The sequence below is a fragment of the Streptomyces atratus genome, from assembly GCF_014648655.1.
In the GTDB taxonomy this organism is placed as follows: domain Bacteria; phylum Actinomycetota; class Actinomycetes; order Streptomycetales; family Streptomycetaceae; genus Streptomyces; species Streptomyces atratus.
The window spans coordinates 1-16,886 of the sequence record NZ_BMRN01000082.1; the positions used below are offsets into that span (position 1 = coordinate 1).

At 68.1% G+C, this 16,886-nt stretch carries 18 protein-coding genes and 2 pseudogenes; 12 read left to right on the forward strand and 8 right to left on the reverse strand.

The window, feature by feature from the left end:
- Nucleotides 1-957, reverse strand: a 957-nt coding sequence (locus IEZ15_RS41410; protein WP_189282133.1) for a saccharopine dehydrogenase family protein, incomplete at its 3' end; no start/stop codon positions are given.
- 81 nt (nucleotides 958-1,038) lie between these two features.
- On the opposite strand from IEZ15_RS41410, the gene IEZ15_RS41415 reads away from it, so the two are divergent.
- The 3 genes and pseudogenes from IEZ15_RS41415 to IEZ15_RS47545 all read left to right on the forward strand — a co-directional run bounded on the left by IEZ15_RS41415 (nucleotide 1,039) and on the right by IEZ15_RS47545 (nucleotide 3,815).
- Nucleotides 1,039-1,665: a GNAT family N-acetyltransferase gene (locus IEZ15_RS41415; RefSeq protein ID WP_189282134.1), complete on the forward strand. Its 627-nt coding sequence runs from the start codon at nucleotides 1,039-1,041 to the stop codon at nucleotides 1,663-1,665.
- A 505-nt stretch (nucleotides 1,666-2,170) separates the two neighbouring features.
- A pseudogene (locus IEZ15_RS47540) lies at nucleotides 2,171-3,031 on the forward strand (serine hydrolase domain-containing protein); the annotation flags it as partial.
- 85 nt (nucleotides 3,032-3,116) lie between these two features.
- On the forward strand, nucleotides 3,117-3,815 hold the full coding sequence (locus IEZ15_RS47545) for an ABC transporter substrate-binding protein (protein ID WP_373302753.1): 699 nt from the start codon (nucleotides 3,117-3,119) through the stop codon (nucleotides 3,813-3,815).
- Between the two features lie 30 nt (nucleotides 3,816-3,845).
- Here the strand turns inward: IEZ15_RS47545 and IEZ15_RS41425 are convergent, their stop codons facing one another.
- Together IEZ15_RS41425 and IEZ15_RS41430 are read right to left on the reverse strand one after the other, a co-directional pair.
- Nucleotides 3,846-4,133, reverse strand: coding sequence for a hypothetical protein (locus IEZ15_RS41425; RefSeq protein ID WP_189282136.1), 288 nt, complete (start codon nucleotides 4,131-4,133; stop codon nucleotides 3,846-3,848).
- A 5-nt stretch (nucleotides 4,134-4,138) separates the two neighbouring features.
- Nucleotides 4,139-4,645 carry a DUF2269 family protein gene (locus tag IEZ15_RS41430; RefSeq protein ID WP_189282137.1) on the reverse strand — a complete coding sequence of 169 codons (507 nt, stop codon included), beginning with the start codon at nucleotides 4,643-4,645 and terminating at the stop codon, nucleotides 4,139-4,141.
- Between the two features lie 89 nt (nucleotides 4,646-4,734).
- Here IEZ15_RS41430 and IEZ15_RS41435 point away from each other — a divergent pair, with 89 nt between their 5' ends.
- Nucleotides 4,735-5,076, forward strand: coding sequence for a PadR family transcriptional regulator (locus tag IEZ15_RS41435; RefSeq protein WP_189282138.1), 342 nt, complete (start codon nucleotides 4,735-4,737; stop codon nucleotides 5,074-5,076).
- A complete protein-coding gene (locus IEZ15_RS41440; RefSeq protein ID WP_229846504.1) occupies nucleotides 5,073-5,753 on the forward strand; it encodes a hypothetical protein in 681 nt (226 codons plus the stop codon). Before IEZ15_RS41435 ends, IEZ15_RS41440 begins: the two co-directional genes overlap by 4 nt.
- A 160-nt stretch (nucleotides 5,754-5,913) precedes the next feature.
- On the opposite strand, the gene IEZ15_RS41445 is transcribed toward IEZ15_RS41440, so the two are convergent.
- Nucleotides 5,914-6,414 (reverse strand): DUF6000 family protein, encoded by a 501-nt coding sequence (locus IEZ15_RS41445; protein ID WP_373302751.1) that lies wholly within the window; start codon nucleotides 6,412-6,414, stop codon nucleotides 5,914-5,916.
- On the opposite strand from IEZ15_RS41445, the gene IEZ15_RS47550 reads away from it, so the two are divergent.
- The 3 genes from IEZ15_RS47550 to IEZ15_RS41460 all read left to right on the forward strand — a co-directional run bounded on the left by IEZ15_RS47550 (nucleotide 6,347) and on the right by IEZ15_RS41460 (nucleotide 8,611).
- Nucleotides 6,347-6,715 carry a transposase gene (locus IEZ15_RS47550; protein ID WP_373302752.1) on the forward strand — a complete coding sequence of 123 codons (369 nt, stop codon included), beginning with the start codon at nucleotides 6,347-6,349 and terminating at the stop codon, nucleotides 6,713-6,715. The two genes, IEZ15_RS41445 and IEZ15_RS47550, sit on opposite strands and share 68 nt — an antisense overlap.
- Before the next feature lie 46 nt (nucleotides 6,716-6,761).
- A complete protein-coding gene (locus tag IEZ15_RS41455; protein WP_189282140.1) occupies nucleotides 6,762-7,250 on the forward strand; it encodes a DUF6924 domain-containing protein in 489 nt (162 codons plus the stop codon).
- Between the two features lie 155 nt (nucleotides 7,251-7,405).
- Nucleotides 7,406-8,611: an ISAs1 family transposase gene (locus IEZ15_RS41460; RefSeq protein ID WP_189282141.1), complete on the forward strand. Its 1,206-nt coding sequence runs from the start codon at nucleotides 7,406-7,408 to the stop codon at nucleotides 8,609-8,611.
- A gap of 199 nt (nucleotides 8,612-8,810) precedes the next feature.
- Here IEZ15_RS41460 and IEZ15_RS41470 read toward each other — a convergent pair whose 3' ends face one another.
- From IEZ15_RS41470 to IEZ15_RS41480, 3 genes are all read right to left on the reverse strand, one after another.
- On the reverse strand, nucleotides 8,811-9,107 hold the full coding sequence (locus IEZ15_RS41470; protein WP_308427508.1) for a helix-turn-helix domain-containing protein: 297 nt from the start codon (nucleotides 9,105-9,107) through the stop codon (nucleotides 8,811-8,813).
- Between the two features lie 5 nt (nucleotides 9,108-9,112).
- Nucleotides 9,113-10,222 carry a hypothetical protein gene (locus IEZ15_RS41475; protein WP_189282143.1) on the reverse strand — a complete coding sequence of 370 codons (1,110 nt, stop codon included), beginning with the start codon at nucleotides 10,220-10,222 and terminating at the stop codon, nucleotides 9,113-9,115.
- A gap of 206 nt (nucleotides 10,223-10,428) precedes the next feature.
- A complete protein-coding gene (locus tag IEZ15_RS41480; RefSeq protein ID WP_189282144.1) occupies nucleotides 10,429-10,701 on the reverse strand; it encodes a hypothetical protein in 273 nt (90 codons plus the stop codon).
- Nucleotides 10,702-10,894: 193 nt separating this feature from the next.
- Between IEZ15_RS41480 and IEZ15_RS41485 the strand changes: the two genes are divergently transcribed.
- The 3 genes from IEZ15_RS41485 to IEZ15_RS41495 all read left to right on the forward strand — a co-directional run bounded on the left by IEZ15_RS41485 (nucleotide 10,895) and on the right by IEZ15_RS41495 (nucleotide 15,927).
- On the forward strand, nucleotides 10,895-11,125 hold the full coding sequence (locus IEZ15_RS41485; protein WP_189282145.1) for a hypothetical protein: 231 nt from the start codon (nucleotides 10,895-10,897) through the stop codon (nucleotides 11,123-11,125).
- Nucleotides 11,126-11,605: 480 nt separating this feature from the next.
- Entirely contained in the window at nucleotides 11,606-12,118 is a 513-nt protein-coding gene (locus IEZ15_RS41490; protein WP_189282146.1) for a hypothetical protein, read from the forward strand.
- Nucleotides 12,115-15,927, forward strand: coding sequence for a tetratricopeptide repeat protein (locus IEZ15_RS41495; RefSeq protein WP_189282147.1), 3,813 nt, complete (start codon nucleotides 12,115-12,117; stop codon nucleotides 15,925-15,927). The genes IEZ15_RS41490 and IEZ15_RS41495 overlap by 4 nt, the downstream gene beginning before the upstream one ends.
- A 241-nt stretch (nucleotides 15,928-16,168) precedes the next feature.
- Here the strand turns inward: IEZ15_RS41495 and IEZ15_RS41500 are convergent, their stop codons facing one another.
- Nucleotides 16,169-16,474, reverse strand: a complete 306-nt coding sequence (locus tag IEZ15_RS41500) for a hypothetical protein (protein ID WP_189282148.1) — start codon at nucleotides 16,472-16,474, stop codon at nucleotides 16,169-16,171.
- Nucleotides 16,475-16,703: 229 nt separating this feature from the next.
- Here IEZ15_RS41500 and IEZ15_RS41505 point away from each other — a divergent pair.
- Nucleotides 16,704-16,886, forward strand: a pseudogene (locus IEZ15_RS41505) (IS3-like element ISMyma3 family transposase); the annotation flags it as partial.

A 16,886-nucleotide genomic window follows, 5' to 3' on the forward strand; every position in this document is an offset into this window, starting at 1 on the left:
GTTGCTGGTGCCTGTGGCTGCGGCGAAGAACGGTGGCAGTGTCCGGGGGCCCTTGAGGCTGATGGCGCTGGTGGTGGCTCGTAGTACGCGTGAGACAGAGGGTTTGGCCAGGTCGGTGGCGGCGGTTTCGTTGGTGAGTTTGCCGGCGTCGATGTCGCGGCGAAGGACGTCGAGGTAGGCCAGTGTGCCTGGGGTGATGACCATGAGGTTGGCGGCCTCGCCGGTCGGGCGGTAGCTGCGGTGGAGGGTGACCGGCTCGGGATGTCCGACGGTGTAGGCCGTTCCGGAGTGTTGGGCGGAGAGGGTCAGTGTGACCGGAAGGAGCGGTCGTCGGTGTACGAGTTGTCCGTTGCTGACGACGGCTACTCTTCCGCTGATCTGCTCCATCCAGTGCACGGCGGCGGCGCTGGGTTGCCCGTCGGGGCCAAGTATTTGTTCGTCGTCCTGCCCGTCGGTCCCGGGGACGTCGACGGGCCATGCGGTGTAGAGGTCCTGGACGTGGTCCAGGTGTTGGACGGCGCGTGCGGCCAGCAGGTTGCTGACTCCGGGGCTGGCGCCCATGCCCACCACCGCGCAGACCCCGGCGGCCCGTGCTTCCTCGTCGAGGTCGAGCATCTGCAGAGTCGGTTCCCAGTCGTCGCAGATGTCCAGGTAGTGGGTACCGGTCGCGATCGCGGCACGCAGTACGGTCAGGCCGAAGCGGTAGTACGGGCCGACGGTGTTGAGCACGAAATCCGTATCGGCCAGTGCGGTCCGCAGGGCGGTGTCGTCGGTCACGTCCACCTGCAGGGCCCGCATGGGTGCACCACCGGCACCGGCGAGGCGGTGTACCAGTCCCTGGGCCGCTTCACGGCGTTTGTCGGCTACCACGATCTCGGTCACATTGGGCAGCCCGGCCGCCACCCGCACCGCCACAGCCCCCATCGCACCGGGTCCGCCGAGCGCCAGTATCCTCATCGGCTCACTCCTATCTAGTTCGTTACGATCGAATACTATACGATCGATTCGAGAGTGAGCAATTCTTGATGAAGGAGGATCATGACCGACCAACAGTTCACGGACCCGGCTCAGCGCGCACCAGAGATCGACGACTGCCCGACGGTGGATTCCTGCGCACGTGTGCTGGCTGACGCCTTTGCCCGCGAGCCGGCGGTCTCCTGGATCTGCGGCGGTTCATCCGCCACAAGGGCGAATTGGTTCGCCGCCACCCTGCGCGCCGATGCCACCCTTCCCGGATCTCGCCGCTACACCCTGACCGGGGATGGCGGCCGTCCCATCGCGGCCGCCATCCTCACCCCGCCCGGGGCGGCACTTTCGCCGGCTGCGCAGGCGCAGTGGGGGGCCCGTACGCTCGCGCGTTGTGGGCCCCGGGCCGTGCAACGGACCCTGCGCTATCTGCAGATCACCGAAGCCGGTGCGCCCGAGGGGGCCTGGACGCTGGAGTTCATCGGGGTCGATCCCGGCGCGGTGGGCCGCGGTGCGGGGCGGCGGCTCCTCGACCGTCTGCTCGCCGACACATCAGCCACGGCCGGGGTCTTCCTCACCACCGCAGATCCCGGCAATGTGGCGCTCTATCAGCACTTCGGGTTCGTCACCCTGAGGCACGTGTCCGTCGGACCGCTGAATGTCGCGACCATGTTGAGAAGGCGTACGAGCAATCCGTAGCCGAGGGCAGTCCACATGCGAATGCGGATCGTCAGTCGCCTTCCCGCCATGGGATGTGCGCACTGACCTGGGCGTCGCGATCGCCCTCGGACTGCCGTGAGCGCCTCGACTAGGCGCCGTTCCAGGGTGGTGTCGTGGGCGTGTAGGGAGGTCGTGCTCCTGCGTGCTGGGCCAGAAGGATGTCGGCCCGCGCGAGATCCTGTGGTGTGTCAACTGCTATTCCGTCGTCCGCGACGGAGAGCATCCGTACGGCGTGGCCGTGTTCGACGAAGCGAAGCAGCTCCACTCCCTCGGGGCCTTCCAGAGACCCCTGCTGGAGTTGCCGGAAGCGGCGCCGCCACGTGGCCACGGGGTCGGCATCCGGATGCGCTTTGTGGCAGCGGCCAAACCTGGGGGCGCGGATGTTGCGGGCGCGGCCAACGGCATCCTGGAGCGTGCGGGCCAAGCTTGGCAGATGGATCTCCCTACCCTCTTTGAAGGGCCTATCGGGCCGGACGATCCCGGGATGGCGGTCGCGACCTACCGTGATGGTGCATTGGTCGACGTGGGGTGTGCCGGACTGGCGTCGGTGGAGTTCGGCGTGCCGATCGATGCCCGTACCCGTTTCGACATCGCTTTGGCGAGCAAGCAGTTCACCGCCGTCAGCGTGTTGCTGCTCGCCAGGGACGGCGTGCTGGCTCTGGCCGATGACATTCGCGACCACCTGCCTGAATTAAACGTGGATCAGAAGATCACCATCGAGCAGTGCTTGCATACCGCCGACCTGCAGGAGTGGTTTGCCCTGGTAGGCATCGCTGGCGTTCCGGTGACCAGGCGCACCGAGGGCCACTTCCTGTCGATCCTGGCGGGGATCCGGCGGACCAACTTTGCTCCCGGCGTCGAATTCTCCTACTCCAACACCGGGTATGTCCTGGCTGCCGCGATCATCAGGCGAGCCACGGGTATGTCACTGCGGGAGTTCAGCGCGGAGCGGATCTTCGGACCGCTGGGGATGGCCGACACGATGTGGCGGGACGACTCGTCGGAGGTGCTGCCGAGGTTTGCCTACGGGTACGGCAACGACGTGATGCGACGAGCCGACACCGAGGAGTGCGTGGTCGGCGACGGCGGGCTGGCGACCACCGTCGCCGACCTGGCTCGCTGGTTGGGGTTCCTGGCAGACGGGCGGGTGCTGGGCGCCGATATCCGGGCGGCACTGCTGGAACGGATGGTGCTGGCCGACGGCACCGTACATCCGTATGCGCTGGGCGTCTACCACTTCACCGTCGGCGGCAAAGCGGTCTACGGCCACGCCGGGAGCGTGGATGGCTACCGGTCGCAGTTGCTGTATGCGCCGGAGGACGGGCTCGGCTTCGCGTGCCTGGCCAACCAGACCAGGATCGACCCGCTGACTCGCCGAGTCCTGGCGGCAGTCGGTCCCGGGCACGTACGTGTTCAAGCTCCGCCCCGGTGTGAAGTTCTCCGACGGTACCCCGGTCACGGCCGACGACGTCGCGTACTCGCTGCGCCTCCATCTGGACCCGAAGGTCGCCTCGCAGGCCGCCAGCTACGTGCAGGTGGTCAAGACCGTCACCGCGACGGGCCCCGCCGAGGTCACCGTCGTGCTGAAGGCGCCGACCGTGACATTCCTGTCGACGGCCACGCAGGTCTGGCAGGTCGTGCCGGAGAAGCTGGCCAAGGTCCACCCCAAGGACCTCGGCAGTCCGCAGGTCGGCACGCTCGGCAGCGGACCGTGCAAGGTGCGGAACTTCTCGCTCGCCGACGGCACCGTCCTGGTCCGCAACCCGCACTACCGGGGTCCGAAACCAGCGCTCAGCAAGATCGTTGTCAAGGCGATCGCCGACGCCGAGTCGCTCCGCCTGGCCGTTGGGTCGCACGCCGTGGACGGCACCACCGACGTGCAGAACACGGATTCACACCCCGTGCCGGCCGCAACAGCGCCCGCCTCGCCTTGGCCGCCGACCTGCCGGCATCGGTCCTCGCCGATTTCACCGGGACCAACATCAGCAACGCCACCCGATGGACCGGATACGCCAGACGCGACTGGTTCGACTACATCGCGTCCCGCACGCAGATCTGACTGCTCCCGCGGGCAGCGGGGCACCGACGGAAGTCGTCAGCCTGCGTCTGAGCAGCGCGCTGGGAGATAGTTTCCCGCGCTGTCGGTGATCGTTTCCCAGTCATCTGTCGGCGCCGGTCAGTCTGTCGGCTGAGGAGGCGGGTGGCTGCTGCCCCAGCACGCGCAGGGCGAGCAGCCCTCCGATGCCGGGAATGAAGGCACGCCCCTTGGTTCCCGGCCGCGCGAGGGCGGGAGTGAGGAAGACGGCGACGATGACGGTCAGGTAGGCCGTGCCGTGGACCAGGCCGCCCAGCGACGCGATCGCCCCGGTGTGCACGGTGAACAGGTTGAGCAGCAAGAGCGTGAGGGATACAGCTTCAACCGCGGCGGCGATGCGGAGAGTTCGCATACTGATCAGGCTCCCGTCGTGGAGCCGGGGCGGACGATCATTAGGACGACAACGGCTGCCCACAGCAGGTTGAACATCCCCGTGGTCACGGAAAGGCGTGCCGCCGCCGACCGCAGCTGCGCAATGGCGTCCGTGGCCACGTCGGTGCCTGTCCCCCCTGGGCCGGACGCGTCCGCGGGTTGGGCGAGCAGCCGGGCCTGTCCGGGCAGGACCGCCGTGAGCAGCAGGGCCGCGGCGGCAGCCGTCAGCACGATCGACGTCAGCAGCCAGGCGTCGGTCAGGACGCCCATCCGGGCGCCGGTGGCGACACCGAGGACCGGGACGGCGATGCCGACGACCGTGTACCCACGGCAGATCTTGTGCAGGAACGCTGAGGTCTGGCCGTTGGGCTCCTGCACGTCGCCGCTGGCCGACAGCCTGGCGTAGCGGGGGAACATCGAGGCTGCGACAGCGATCGGCCCGATCGCCAGGATCGCGGCCAGGACGTGCAGCGAGAGCAGCAGCTTGGTCACAGGGGTCCCTTCATGGATAACTTGCCAATAGATTGGCTACCAATCTATAAATAGCACGGGGCGACGCCTCTTGGGTAGGCTGCCTGACTATGAAGACGGATGCGGTACGCGGCCACCTGGACGGACTGCTGCTGTCCGTACTGGAATCGGGCCCCCTGCACGGCTACGCGATCATCGCCGCGGTCCAGGAGCGCAGCGGCGGCGTACTCGAGCTGCGCAAGGGCACCATCTACCCCGCCCTCAACCGGCTCGAGCGGATCGGACTGCTGAGCAGCGCCTGGGAGTCGGTGGGCGAACGCCGTCGGCGCTGCTACGAACTCACCGACGCCGGACGGCGCAGCCTGGCCACCGAGCGGACCCGCTGGCGGGCGTTCACCGCAGCGATCGGCTCGGTGCTGGAACCCGCGCCGGCCCCCGGACACGCCACGTGAAAGCGCCCGAGATCCCTGCCGACGACCCCATCGAAGCCCACCTCGCGGACCTGACGGCCACCCTGCACGGCCCGGCCCGACTCAAGACCCAGATGGTGGACGAACTGCGCGAAGGCCTCCTGGACACCGCGCGGGAACTGTCTCCCGATGCCGAACCCGACCGCGACGCCGCCCGTCAGGCCATCCGCCAGTTCGGCCCCGTGGCCGAACTCGCGCCCAGCTTCCAGCGCGAACTGACCATCACCCAGGCCCGTCACACCGCGCGCACCGTCATGCTGATCATCCCGTGCCTGCTGGTGTGCTGGTACCTGGTCGAGCTCTCCACCCGCGCGGCGGGCCACCGGCTGCCAGACCCGCTCCAGGTGGTCGTCGCCCACCTCGGCGGCCTCGCAGCGCTCACCGCGCTGCTGGCGGCCGTGTCCCTCTCCGTCACCGGCACCCTGGCCCGCCGACTGCCCCTCCCACAACAACTGCCGCTCGTGGTCGCCTGGACGGGAACCACCGCGGCAGTCGCCCTCGGACTGAGCGCGCTGACCCTCATCACCGCCGCGGTACTCGCCACCAACTGGCCACTGACCGCGACCGCCTGCCTGATCACCATCGTCTTCCACGCGCGCATCGCCGCCTCCGCACGCGCGTGCCGCCACTGCGCCCGCCTGCCTGTCACCGCCCCCTGACGAACGGGGGGCCGCGGAGCCCGAGACCTGAGCAGACAACAGCGAAACGGTCGTCATCGTGATCACGATGACGACCGTTTCGTCGTTGCTACAAAGCACCTTTCATCGGTGCTTCGCAGCGGGCTATGGGCCAGCGAGACCACCACAAGATGTGGGGCCGTCATCTCGTTTCGGCGCATTCGTCGACGAAGGCGCAGCGCCCGCGAATGAGGCTCAGGCAGGAAGGGGTGGAGTCCGAGTTGGCCTGCATGTGCGACGCATCCTGGAGCCACTGTTGCCACAGGCCGCCCGGGCCCAGGAAGCGGGCAGCTTGGTCGCCTTTGAGATTCAGGTCGATGAACAGGAGAGCGCCCATGGCTACGGTCTGGTCGTACGCGAGGTCGGGGCGGCAAAGGTAGCGATCAAGGTAGGCGGCGAGCAGATCAGCGTCGCGCGCCGTTCCGAAACCGGCCAGGGCCACGCAATAGGCCAGCCCAGCACTGAGGCGACCCCCGTGGTGTGGACACACCTGACAATGGATCTTGATGGTCCAGGAAGGTGTAGATCCACATGAAAGGCCCTCGAAGTACAGTGCGGAGTTCCGGTCCGACGCGGTGACGTTGTGGCGGGCTTCGGACGGCAGGCGGACGTTCAGGGACGTCGCAGCCGATCTGAACGTCAACCCCGAAACGCTCCGCACCTGGGTGCGTGACGGCGACGACCGTCCGGCCTCCGCCGCCGCGTCGCAGGACACCGAGGCCGAGCTGGCCCGGCTGCGAGCCAGGGCAACGTCATTCAGTAAGTCTGTCCGATTTGATCACGTGATGCCGAGGTGGCAAGGCCCCGGTTCGTCGCGGGCGTGGTGGCGGAGGTCGGCGGAACTGCTGGTGTGTCCGCTCAGGCGGAGGGCTCTTATGGCCAGGTTGCGCAGTCAACACCCAGGTGGAACGCCGGTCCCATGGGACGTGGCAGACGGCCCATGAGACAGTCACGGCACGGTTCACCGATCGTCACTGAGAAGAAGGATTCATGGGAACGTTGCCTGCTGTCACCCGCCGCGATGAGTTCGATGCCTTGGTCGTCAGGACCGACTACCGCGACGACCAGGCGTGGCAGGACGTGTCGGCGGCGCTGATGGAGCCCTGGGGAGACAGGCAGTACGAGGCGCACGTCCACTTCATCAACGATCCGGCCTGGGCGGGGGCGACCGCCGACGAGGTACTGACCGCGGTCGGTGCTGATGAGGACCTGTCCGTCGTCTTCCTTGCCGACCGGGTGAGCATGCAGGCCAAACACCACCCGCTGCTGGCGGTCACCCTGCTGACGCAGGAGGACTGCGTGGACGATGAGGACTACGAGCAACTGACCGAGTTCGGCCGCGAGTTCCGCACCATCCCCGCAGGGGTCCACGAGGTCTACGCGAACCTGAGTATCGGCAACGTGGGCTTCGAGGAGTTCGCGGCATCGGCCCACGATGATCCCGAAGGCATCTACCGGCCCTTCCGAATGGAGCAATAGTCAGAATTGCGTCGTTCAGGCGGTGTGTCCGGGGTGATGGGGCTTCAGGAGGACGGGGCCGGGACTGCAGGGTGGTCGCCGTGGCTGACGCTGAGGCAGGCACGGCTCCCGGTGATCATGAGGTGTCGAGTCCCTGATCACCACGACGGAAGACCGTGCCTGCCCACTCATCCTCGCTTATCCCGGGTTCTCTGGCTCAACTCACCGATGCCGCACCGGCCATCCTCGATGATCTGCCCAGTCTGCTGGCCTGCCTGGCTCAGGTGCCCGACCCTCGCCGGGGACAGGGTCGGCGCCACCCGCTCGCCTTTGTCCTGTCCCTGGCCGCGTGTGCGGTCCTGGCCGGAGCGAAGTCCTTGGCCGCGATCGCGGAGTGGGCCGCCGACGCCCCGCCGCACGTCCTGGCCCGGCTCGGCGGCCCGTGCCGGGAGCCGGACCGAGGCCCCGTCGCCCCGGCCGAGGCCACCGTGCGCCGTATCCTCCAACGCATCGACGGCGACGCGCTGGATACGGCCGTCGGGGGGTGGCTCGCTGGGCGCGGGCGCGCCGCCGGCCAGGAGAAGGACGACAGTGACCGGCCCCTGCCCTCCCTCGCAGTGGACGGCAAGACTGTGCGTGGTGCCCGACGTACCGACGGCACTCAGGTCCACCTGCTCGCCGCAATGACGGGGACCGGCCTGGTCACCGCCCAGCGCGAGGTGGACGGCAAGACCAATGAGATCACTGTCTTCCAGCCCATGCTCGCCCCGCTGGACCTGCACGAAACGGTGGTCACCTTCGACGCCCTCCACTCGCAGACCGCCCACGCACGCTTCCTCATCGAGGACAAGCACGCCCACTACATCGCACTGATCAAGGGCAACCAGCCCACCCTGCACCGGTGGCTGATGGCCCTGCCGTGGCGGGAAGTGCCACTCCTGGACAAGACCCGGGCCACCGCGCACGGTCGCGACGAGATCCGCAGGATCAAGGCCGCCGCCGTCACCGGGATCGCGTTCCCGTACGCGGTGCAAGCCGTCCAGATCGTGCGCCGCCGGCGAATCGTCACCACGGGCAAGGTCACCCTGGAACGCGTCTACGGAGTGACCGACCTGACCGCGGAGCAGGCCGACGCAACCGAGATCGCCCGTCGCGTCCGCGACCACTGGGGCATCGAGAACAAGATCCACCACATCAGGGACACCACGTACGCCGAGGATGCCTCCCGCGTACGCACAGGCACCGCTCCACGTGCCATGGCCTCCCTGCGCAACCTGGCCATCGGCGCTCTCCGAATCGCCGGCCAGACGAACATCGCCGCTGGACTCCGCCACCACACTCGCGACGCCAACCGTCCATTGATCACCCTCGGCATCACGTGATCAACCAGGACACTTCACCTGAACGACGCTGCCCTGCATTGAGCAGGTGGAGGGTGTCGACGTGCAGGGGTACCCGGCGCGGGGTGAGGGCGCGCAGCGCACTGTTGAGCCGGTCGGAGTTCGCTGTGTCGTATAACGGTAGCGTCGGATATTGGATCTCTCCGAATGCCCGGAGCTTTGCCATACTTCGTCCTTCCGGTCATTCGGGCTTGCCGAGTGTCGCCAGTCCGCCCGAGACCGTTCTGACACTGCGTCCGCGCTCACTCGCCCGCTTGGCCATCAGCAGCTGACGGGCCATGACAGTGATACGGCCGCGGGCCAGGCGGAGCAGACCGTGGTCGGCGTAGTCACGCAGCACCTTGGTGCAGGTCTCACGGAAGGTGCCGTCGAGGGCGGCTAGTTGTTCGTAGGTGAGGGCAATCTGCGGGTGACGCCCGACCTGCCGCAGCGGGCCTGCCGGGGGCTGAGCTTGGAGGCGTCGCCACGGGCCGGCGATGGCGGTTACGGGATCTGACCTGCGTTGGCCTTCGCCATGCGGCCGGCAAGGATCTTGGCGAGTTGCTGGAGACGTCCGGCGCGCCCCGGGCTCCCATCGTCCAGCTGGTGTGCTACGCCGATGAAGGCCCCGTAGCGGAACACCAGCATTCGGTTGTACATCGACGACGTCGGCCCGCTGTCCGACGAGAAGCCCTGGCTCTCCTCGCCGTAGTCGCCCAGACCAGCAATTTTGCGCTCAGAAACGAGACCTTTCTCGATGCCGCCCTCCACGAGATCCACGTACGCGAGGTGACCAGTCGTGGTGTCGGGGAACGCCAGCACGACAAATTCGGCATAGTTGCCTGGATTGCTATCTTCCGTCACCTTCGGGCCGTACTCCACACCGCCGGCAGCGGTGGCATTCTTCTGGCACTCGGGTGCGGCACGGCAGAGGAATAATTTGGCTGCCGACGTGGCGATGTACGGGGTGTCGGCCTGCGGAAAGGCACGGCTGTCCACAGAGTTCCGATCGGGGAGGATCCGACGGACCGTCGCCGTGGTTGGCGGCAGAGCGGCACCCGTCGGGCCGACGGCACCCGTCGCGCGGGACACGGACGGCGTGCTGCTCGGCAGTGCGTCGTCGTCCTGCAGAAGCTGCGCGCCGCCGTAGCCAGCGAGCGCCAGAATGAGGATGACCAGGGTGAGAACCGCGAGTGTCCGGGCGTCGCCGTTGCGGATGTTGTTAATGATCTGGTCGCGGCCGGCGAAGTTACCCCGGACCTTGTTCCTTGTTCCCTGGATGGTGATGCCGCCACCGGAAGCGAGGTTGGCGGGCTGAGCTGCGGCGGGTGCCTCTTCCGGGGCGGGTATGACGCTGGTGAGCTGGACGACGAAGGGCTGGTCGGCGGCCATCACGGTCACCAGGGCGCTGTGGAGGACGGCCTGGGCTGCAGGTTCCTGCGGTGCCGCGTCGAACGTGGCCACGGCGGCATTCTGCCCGGCGCCCGTGAGCCGGGTGCGAACCAGATCGCCGACCTGCGAGGCGGCGGCGCTGCCGGCGCCGGTGGCAGCCGCTGTGGCTGCTGTTGCCATCATCTGGACCACGGCCGAGGCAAGATCGTCGAACGCGCTCATCGAAATACCCCCCGAGACGGCAACAGTCACGCCCATGCTTCCAGGCGGACCTGTAGCTCAAGTTGACAGAAGCCCAATCGCAACATTCCGTAGAGGGCGTCTCTGAACTCGGCGAGCCGGTGCACCACCAAGGCGGTCTGGTGCAGCGAGGTGTCGTCGAGTCCGAGGACTTCGGGCCAGCCGTGGTCGACCTGATGGTCCTCGAGCTAGCCGACGCACCAGGCTGCGGTCTCCGAGACGCCGTTGTGGTGGAAGAAGCGAGGGTGGGACAGCAGTCCGGCCAGGACGAAGGCGATGAACCGGGTGTGCTCACCACGACCGCCTTTGGGCCGGGGCCGCGAGTGCTCTGGGATGGCGCCGGTCAGGAAGTCGAGCCCCTCGCGAACCGGCTGTCCGGCGATGCCGGCGGCCCGCAGAATCGGCAGGACTTCGCTGGTGTTGACGATCGACGAGACCGAGGTCAGGGTGAGGCCCCACACCGCCGTCGTACCCCTGGTTGTGCAGCAGGGTCCGGGCAGCCTCACCCGCTCTGGTCTCGAACGCCGCGAGCCCCACATGCGCACTCTTCATGATTCGCCTCCACCGCCGAACGACCCGGACCGCCGGTCGGACCGTACCCAACTCGCCTACTACCGACGCGCGTTCAGAGGCAAGACGCTACGGTGCATGGTCATGGAGCCGTTCGTGTTCCAGCATGCCCAGGACGTGTGGCCAGCAGGCGAGACCCTGCTCCACGTATATCTCACCCCACACGATCAGGACCGCGAGCTGGCGGCGCTCGTCGCCCGGGGACGGGCGATCTTGCGAGAGTTTCCGATCACCTGCGTGGAGGACCGCTGGCTTCACATCACCGTCGTTATCAATAGGTCGAGCGAAAAAACCCAGGTGAAGCACGCCACATGATCTCTGGCATGTTAGGCACGTAGCAGGGCGACGGGAGCTGTCGATCCCCGTCTTGAGGACGACGGTTACTGGGAACAGCTCACTGCAATGGGCCGTGGCGCCAATGGTTCCGCTGAACACGACAGCCACGATGCCGGGCCCCAGACGCCAGGACCTCGCCCAGGAACAGCCGGGACACGACTTCCTGACACCGCGCGTGTCCATAGGCCACGGCATTTCGTCGGGCAGCCACGGGCTGCAGTCTTCCGGACTGACGAGGGCGGGGGCGGGAGGCGGGTTTGCCGGACCTGCTCCCGGCTGCACCGGTTTGTCCTCACCGGACCCGTCACGAGTTGTCAACAGTCCCCAGGCCGGGCTGCCTACGCGAGTGCCGAGCGGCATGATGAGACAGGACGAGAGGACGGGGAGCCTCGGGGCATTACCCGGCAGTGGGCGGGCACCCCGTGCCTGCGGATCGTGCACGCATGGTGAGGAGTTCTGATGTCCGCGGATCCGATGACGGCTCTGGCGATGACCGGTGCGACGACCATCGTCGCCGCCATGGCCACCAGCGCCTGGCAGGCCACCCGAGCCGGCACGGCACGGCTGTTCCACCGCGCCGGCCACGAGCTGCCGGCCATCGAGGCACAACTGGACGGTGACGCCGACATCGTGGCTAGGGACGACGACACCGACGGTGCCCGCCAGGATCTGGTCGGGCCGTGGCGGCGGCGGCTGACGGCACTCCTGCGCGAGCATCCCGAGGCTGAGGCCGAACTGCGGACACTGGTGGACCAGGCCCGTGCGGACCTGGCCCCGGCCCAGCAGAACTGGGTCCAGCACATCACCGCCCACCATGGCGTGGCCGCCGGCGCCATGGGTGACCACAGCAGCGTCACCATTCACCACCACTCCGTCCCCGAACATCAGTCCCCCACGCCGCCACCGCCACCGGCCACGTCGGCACCGGGAGCCGCGCCCGCGCCCTGCGCGACCCCCGACGAGACCCGGTGATTCCCCCTCCTCCACAGCCCGGCCAGCCGCAACTACCCGACCGCGCACGGCAGACGGTCCGCGCGGAGGGCGGTTTCGCCTACGGCGCGATCGGCGCGGACATCCATGTTTTCGGCGACGGCATGCCGCTGTACCTGCTGGAAAACTGGAGCCAAGCGCCACCCACGGACCCGGAGTTCCTAGGGCAGTTGCCCAGCCGGATGCTGAACGCCCGCTTCGCCGTTGTGGACTTCACCGGCCGCCGCGAGGAGCTCGCCGACCTGTACCAGTGGCGCGAGAAGGGCCCACGGCTGGCGGTCCGCTGGCTGCACGCTCCCGGCGGTGCGGGCAAGACCCGGCTTGCCGAACACTTCGCCCAGGAATCAGACGCCGCGGGCTGGAAGGTGGTCACCGCCACCCACGGCCCCGGCAGCGTCCTGCCACCCCCTGGCAGCCAGGACCTGCGGCTGGGCGGTGCCGCCGGGCTGCTGTTGATCATCGATTACGCCGACCGTTGGCCGCTGACCCATCTGACCTGGCTGTTCAGCAACGCGCTGCTCCACCGCTCGGGTGTTCGCACACGGGTGCTGCTGGTGGCCAGAAGTACCGACGGTTGGCCGGCCCTGCGTGCCAGCCTGGCCAACCAGCAGGCCGACACCTCCACCCGCTCTCTGCTTCCGCTGTCCGACGGCGACAGCGACGATCATGGCGAGAACGGCCCGGTAAACCGCTTGGAGATGTTCATGGCGGCCCGCGACAGCTTCGCCGCCCGCTACGGTGTGTCTGCCGCCGGCATCGGTCCGGCCAGGCCGTTGGCACACCAGGACTTCGGGCTGACGCTCGCGGTGCACATGGCCGCCCTGGTCGCGGTCGACGCCCACGCCACCAGCCGGCGGCCACCTGGCGACGTGGCCGGCCTGACCGTCTACCTGCTGGACCGCGAGCACCTCCACTGGGAACGGCTGTACGGCGACGCCACCCACGCGCTCAACCCCGCCGAGCAGGCGTACGCCACCCCGCCGGCCGTGATGAACCAGACGGTGTTCGCCGCCGCCATCACCGGCCCGCTGTCCCGTCCCGCAGGCATCGGCGCGCTCGAAACCGTCCAGCTCCGGGCACCCGTCGAGCGCGTCATCACCGATCACGCCGTCTGCTACCCACCGGCCGGCCGATGGCAGGATTCGGTCTTGGAACCGCTGTATCCCGACCGCCTCGCCGAGGACTTCCTCGCTCTCACCCTCCCCGGCCACCACGCCGACTACCCCGCCGCGGAATGGGCCGGGTCGACCACCATGGCGCTGCTGTCCCGCCATGGTGACACCGGAAACGACAGCGACGACCTGCCCCCCGTCAGCAGTTGGACGCCCCGCGCGGTCGGCTTCCTGGCCGCCGCAGCTTCGCGCTGGCCGCATGTCGGCTCCGACTACCTCTTCCCGCTCTTGCGCGAGGACCCCGCGCTGGCCATCGTCGCCGGCAGTGCCGCACTCACTGCCGTGGTCAACCTTGATGACATCGAACCCGACCTGCTTGCAGCCATCGCAGAACATGGCCCGCGCCATCGCGATGTCGAACTCGACGTCGGCATGGCCGCCCTGATTGTGCGTCTGGCGCCCTTCCTCCTGGCCGTCTACGCGGATGACCCGGTCGGAATCACCGCGGTCCACCGCAATCTTGCTTGGCGCCTTTCGCACGCCGGCCGCCACGAAGAGGCCCTTACGGCGACCGAAGAGGCTCTTGCCGTCCAACGTCAAATGGCAGCGGACGGCTTCACCGTCCAGCAGCCTGATCTCGCCAGCACACTGACGGATCTCGCCGTCCGGCTGAAGACGATGGGCCGACTGGAGGACGCGCTGGCGACCGCCGACGAGGCAACGGCCCTCTGGCAGCGCCTGGCCGCGGCTGACCCCGCCGCGTACAACAGCCATCTTGCCAACGCGCTAACCAACTTGGCGACTCACCTGATCGATCTGGGGCGCTACGAGAAAGCCCGGCCGATAGCCGAGAAGGCGGTGGCCGAGCACCGGAGGTTGGCAACCCTCGACCCGGCCCACGCACCCGCCCTCGCCACCGCGCTTTCAGTGCTCGCGGGCAACGCCCGAAAACTGGGGCAGCAAGGCATGGTGCTGGACCTGTGCGGGGAAGTGGCCGCCATCCGGCGGCGGTTGGCGGCGGCTGCTCCGGACATCTACCTCCCCGAACTCGCCACCGCCTTGTCCAACCTCGCCGTCAGCCTGCGGGATTCGGGCCAACGGGAGGAGGAGGCCCTGGCCACCAGCAGGGAAGCTGTCGCCATCCGCCGGCGCTTGGTCTCGATCAACCCGGCCGCATTCGAGGACAACCTCGCCGACAGTCTGACCGGACTCGCGGCGTACCTGTCCGGTCTCGGACGCCATGACGAGTCCCTGGCCGCCGCGGAAGAGGCGGTGGCCGTTTGTCGACGGCTCGCTGAACGGAACCCTGCCGCGTACGAGCCCGGCCTTGCCATCGCACTGTCCTCCATGGGCGCCACCTTCGGAAGGCTCGCCCGATACCCGGAGGCAACTGCCGTATTACAGGAAGCGGTAGGGATCTGGCGGCGGGTGACGGCGGACACCCCGGCGGCCTTCGCAAGCGGCCTCGCCCTTGCGCTGACCAATCTCGGGCCCGCGTTACGCAAGTCGGGACAGCCGGAGGAGGCACAGGCCGTGTTGCAGGAGGCGGTGATGCTGAACCGCCAACTGGCCCAAGCCCATCCCGCCGCTCATGCCGACACTCTCGCCAGGGCATTTTCCAACCAGGCAAACAGCCTGGTCGACTTGGGGCGCCGGGACGATGCCCTCGCCGCGGCACAAGAGGCCGTCACCATCCATCGAACCCTGGCCCTTTCTCACCCTGCCGCCTTCGAACCCCATCTCGCCCAGTCGCTGGCCGATCTCGCCGACCACCTCGCCGAATCGTCGCGACCGCAAGAGTCCCTGATCGCGGACCAGGAAGCCCTGGCGATCTACCGGCGCGTCGCCGCAGCCAGTCCCGCCGTGTTCACCTCCCGCCTCCTCACCTCACTTTTCAACGTCGCCGCCGCCCTGTGGAACATGAGAAGGCCCGATGATGCCGTGCCACTTGCGCGAGAAGCCGCCGCGCTCCTTGAGCGCCTGCCCACCGCTGCCGCGCTGACCGAGGGCGGCGGCCTGGCGGACCTGCTCTCCAACCTGGGTCAATACCTGGTGGACGCCGGGCGGGCTGAGGAGGCCCTGGCGGTGATCACCGCAAGCAGCACGATCTACCAGAGGCTGGCAGAGGCCGACCCCACCGTCTTCGCGCTCGACTGCGCCCGCTCGTTGCAAGCACTCGGTGAGCAACTGAACGTCATGGAACGCTGGGAGGAATCCGTAGCGGTCACGGAGAAGGCCGTGGAGGCTCACGGACACCTGGTCGAGAACACCCCCGACGATCCCGCCGCCCTCGCCGGACTGGCCGGCACCTTGACCAACTTCGCCGCCGGGCTGTGGCAAGTGGGACGGGTCGAGGAAGCCCTGTCCGGCACGGATGTCGCCGTCTCGCTCTACCTGCGGCTGACGGAGGACGGTTCTCCGACATACAGACCCGAACTCGCCCGATCGCTGTGGTGGTCCGCGATGATACGGGAGGATGTGAAGAGGCAGCTTCCCGACGCACTGGAGATAGTCGGCGCATCGATCACGATCTACGAGCAGCTATGCGAGGCCGAGCCCGAAGCGTTCGCACCAAAACTCCGCACGGCATACCTGGTCGCTGCCAATATCCTGGACAGCCTCGGCCGCACGCAGGAGGCTGCCGGACTGCGCCACAGCCTGGAGTCACATTCCGCGTGATCCAGGAGCCGGCGCGCAAGGTGACTGGCGTCCGCCCGTATCGCCGAGACCGCCGCGCGGAAGCAGGCCGTCGCCGAGGCCAACCGCCGCGGCGACACCGTCAGCACCCTCGCCGAGTCCGACACCGTCACCGTCCAGCACACCGCCGGGGCTTCTGCCCGACCGGCGCCGCACATGACACCGCCCCTCGCCTGGCCACACCTGGCCGGACGGGGGCTTTCGTGCGTCGAGGGGGCGCGGTCTATGAGCTGCCGCGAACGGCTCGGATGAGGGTGGTCGTCATGGGTGGCTGGTTCTCGGTTCCGGGGTCCCGGACGCTGTCGGTCGCGATGTTGGTGAACCCTGCCTCGGTGAGCAGCTTTTCCCACACGGGCGTGTCCAGGACCCATCGCTGCATGCACTGACGGCAGGTGTAGTCGGCGGCGAAGCCGACACACGGTCCGCAGACCCCGGCCCCGTCGTCGTCCCGCGCGATCAGTGGCTGGACTGTGCCGCAGCGGAAGCACTCGGCTGGTGACCGGAGCACGGCGTTGTAGCAGGACCTCACGGCATGACCGTTTTCCCGCAAGGAGCAGACGCCCCTGGGGCGTGCCCGACTCTTCCATTTCTTGGAAGGCCAGCCCGGTTCACGCCTGGCCGATAATGTGACGGATCACGAAGCCCTTCATCTTCAAGCACGCCGACGACCTGTGGCCCGAGGGCTCCACCCTCCTGCACGTATATCTGTGAACCGCCCCGGGTGAGGTGGAGGCTCGATTTCATGAAAGGATCGAGTCATGGCACGACCTTCCCGTTACCCGCTTGAGCTGCGTCGGCGTGCGGTGCGCATGGTCGCCGAGGTCCGCGGCGACCACACGACCGAGACCGCGGCCTTGCAGGCGGTGGTCGAGAAGCTGGACATCGGCTCCCGCGAGACGCTGCGGAACTGGGTCAAGCAGCACGAGATCGACGCCGGGCAG

Bases quoted from the DNA above. Each gene is read 5' to 3' on its own strand.
- IEZ15_RS41455 (WP_189282140.1), top strand. From the start codon at position 6,762: ATGGGAACGTTGCCTGCTGTCACCCGCCGCGATGAGTTCGATGCCTTG.
- IEZ15_RS41425 (WP_189282136.1), bottom strand. From the start codon at position 4,133: ATGCGAACTCTCCGCATCGCCGCCGCGGTTGAAGCTGTATCCCTCACG.
- IEZ15_RS41485 (WP_189282145.1), top strand. From the start codon at position 10,895: ATGGAGCCGTTCGTGTTCCAGCATGCCCAGGACGTGTGGCCAGCAGGC.
- IEZ15_RS41475 (WP_189282143.1), bottom strand. From the start codon at position 10,222: ATGAGCGCGTTCGACGATCTTGCCTCGGCCGTGGTCCAGATGATGGCA.
- IEZ15_RS41490 (WP_189282146.1), top strand. From the start codon at position 11,606: ATGTCCGCGGATCCGATGACGGCTCTGGCGATGACCGGTGCGACGACC.
- IEZ15_RS41435 (WP_189282138.1), top strand. From the start codon at position 4,735: ATGAAGACGGATGCGGTACGCGGCCACCTGGACGGACTGCTGCTGTCC.
- IEZ15_RS41415 (WP_189282134.1), top strand. From the start codon at position 1,039: ATGACCGACCAACAGTTCACGGACCCGGCTCAGCGCGCACCAGAGATC.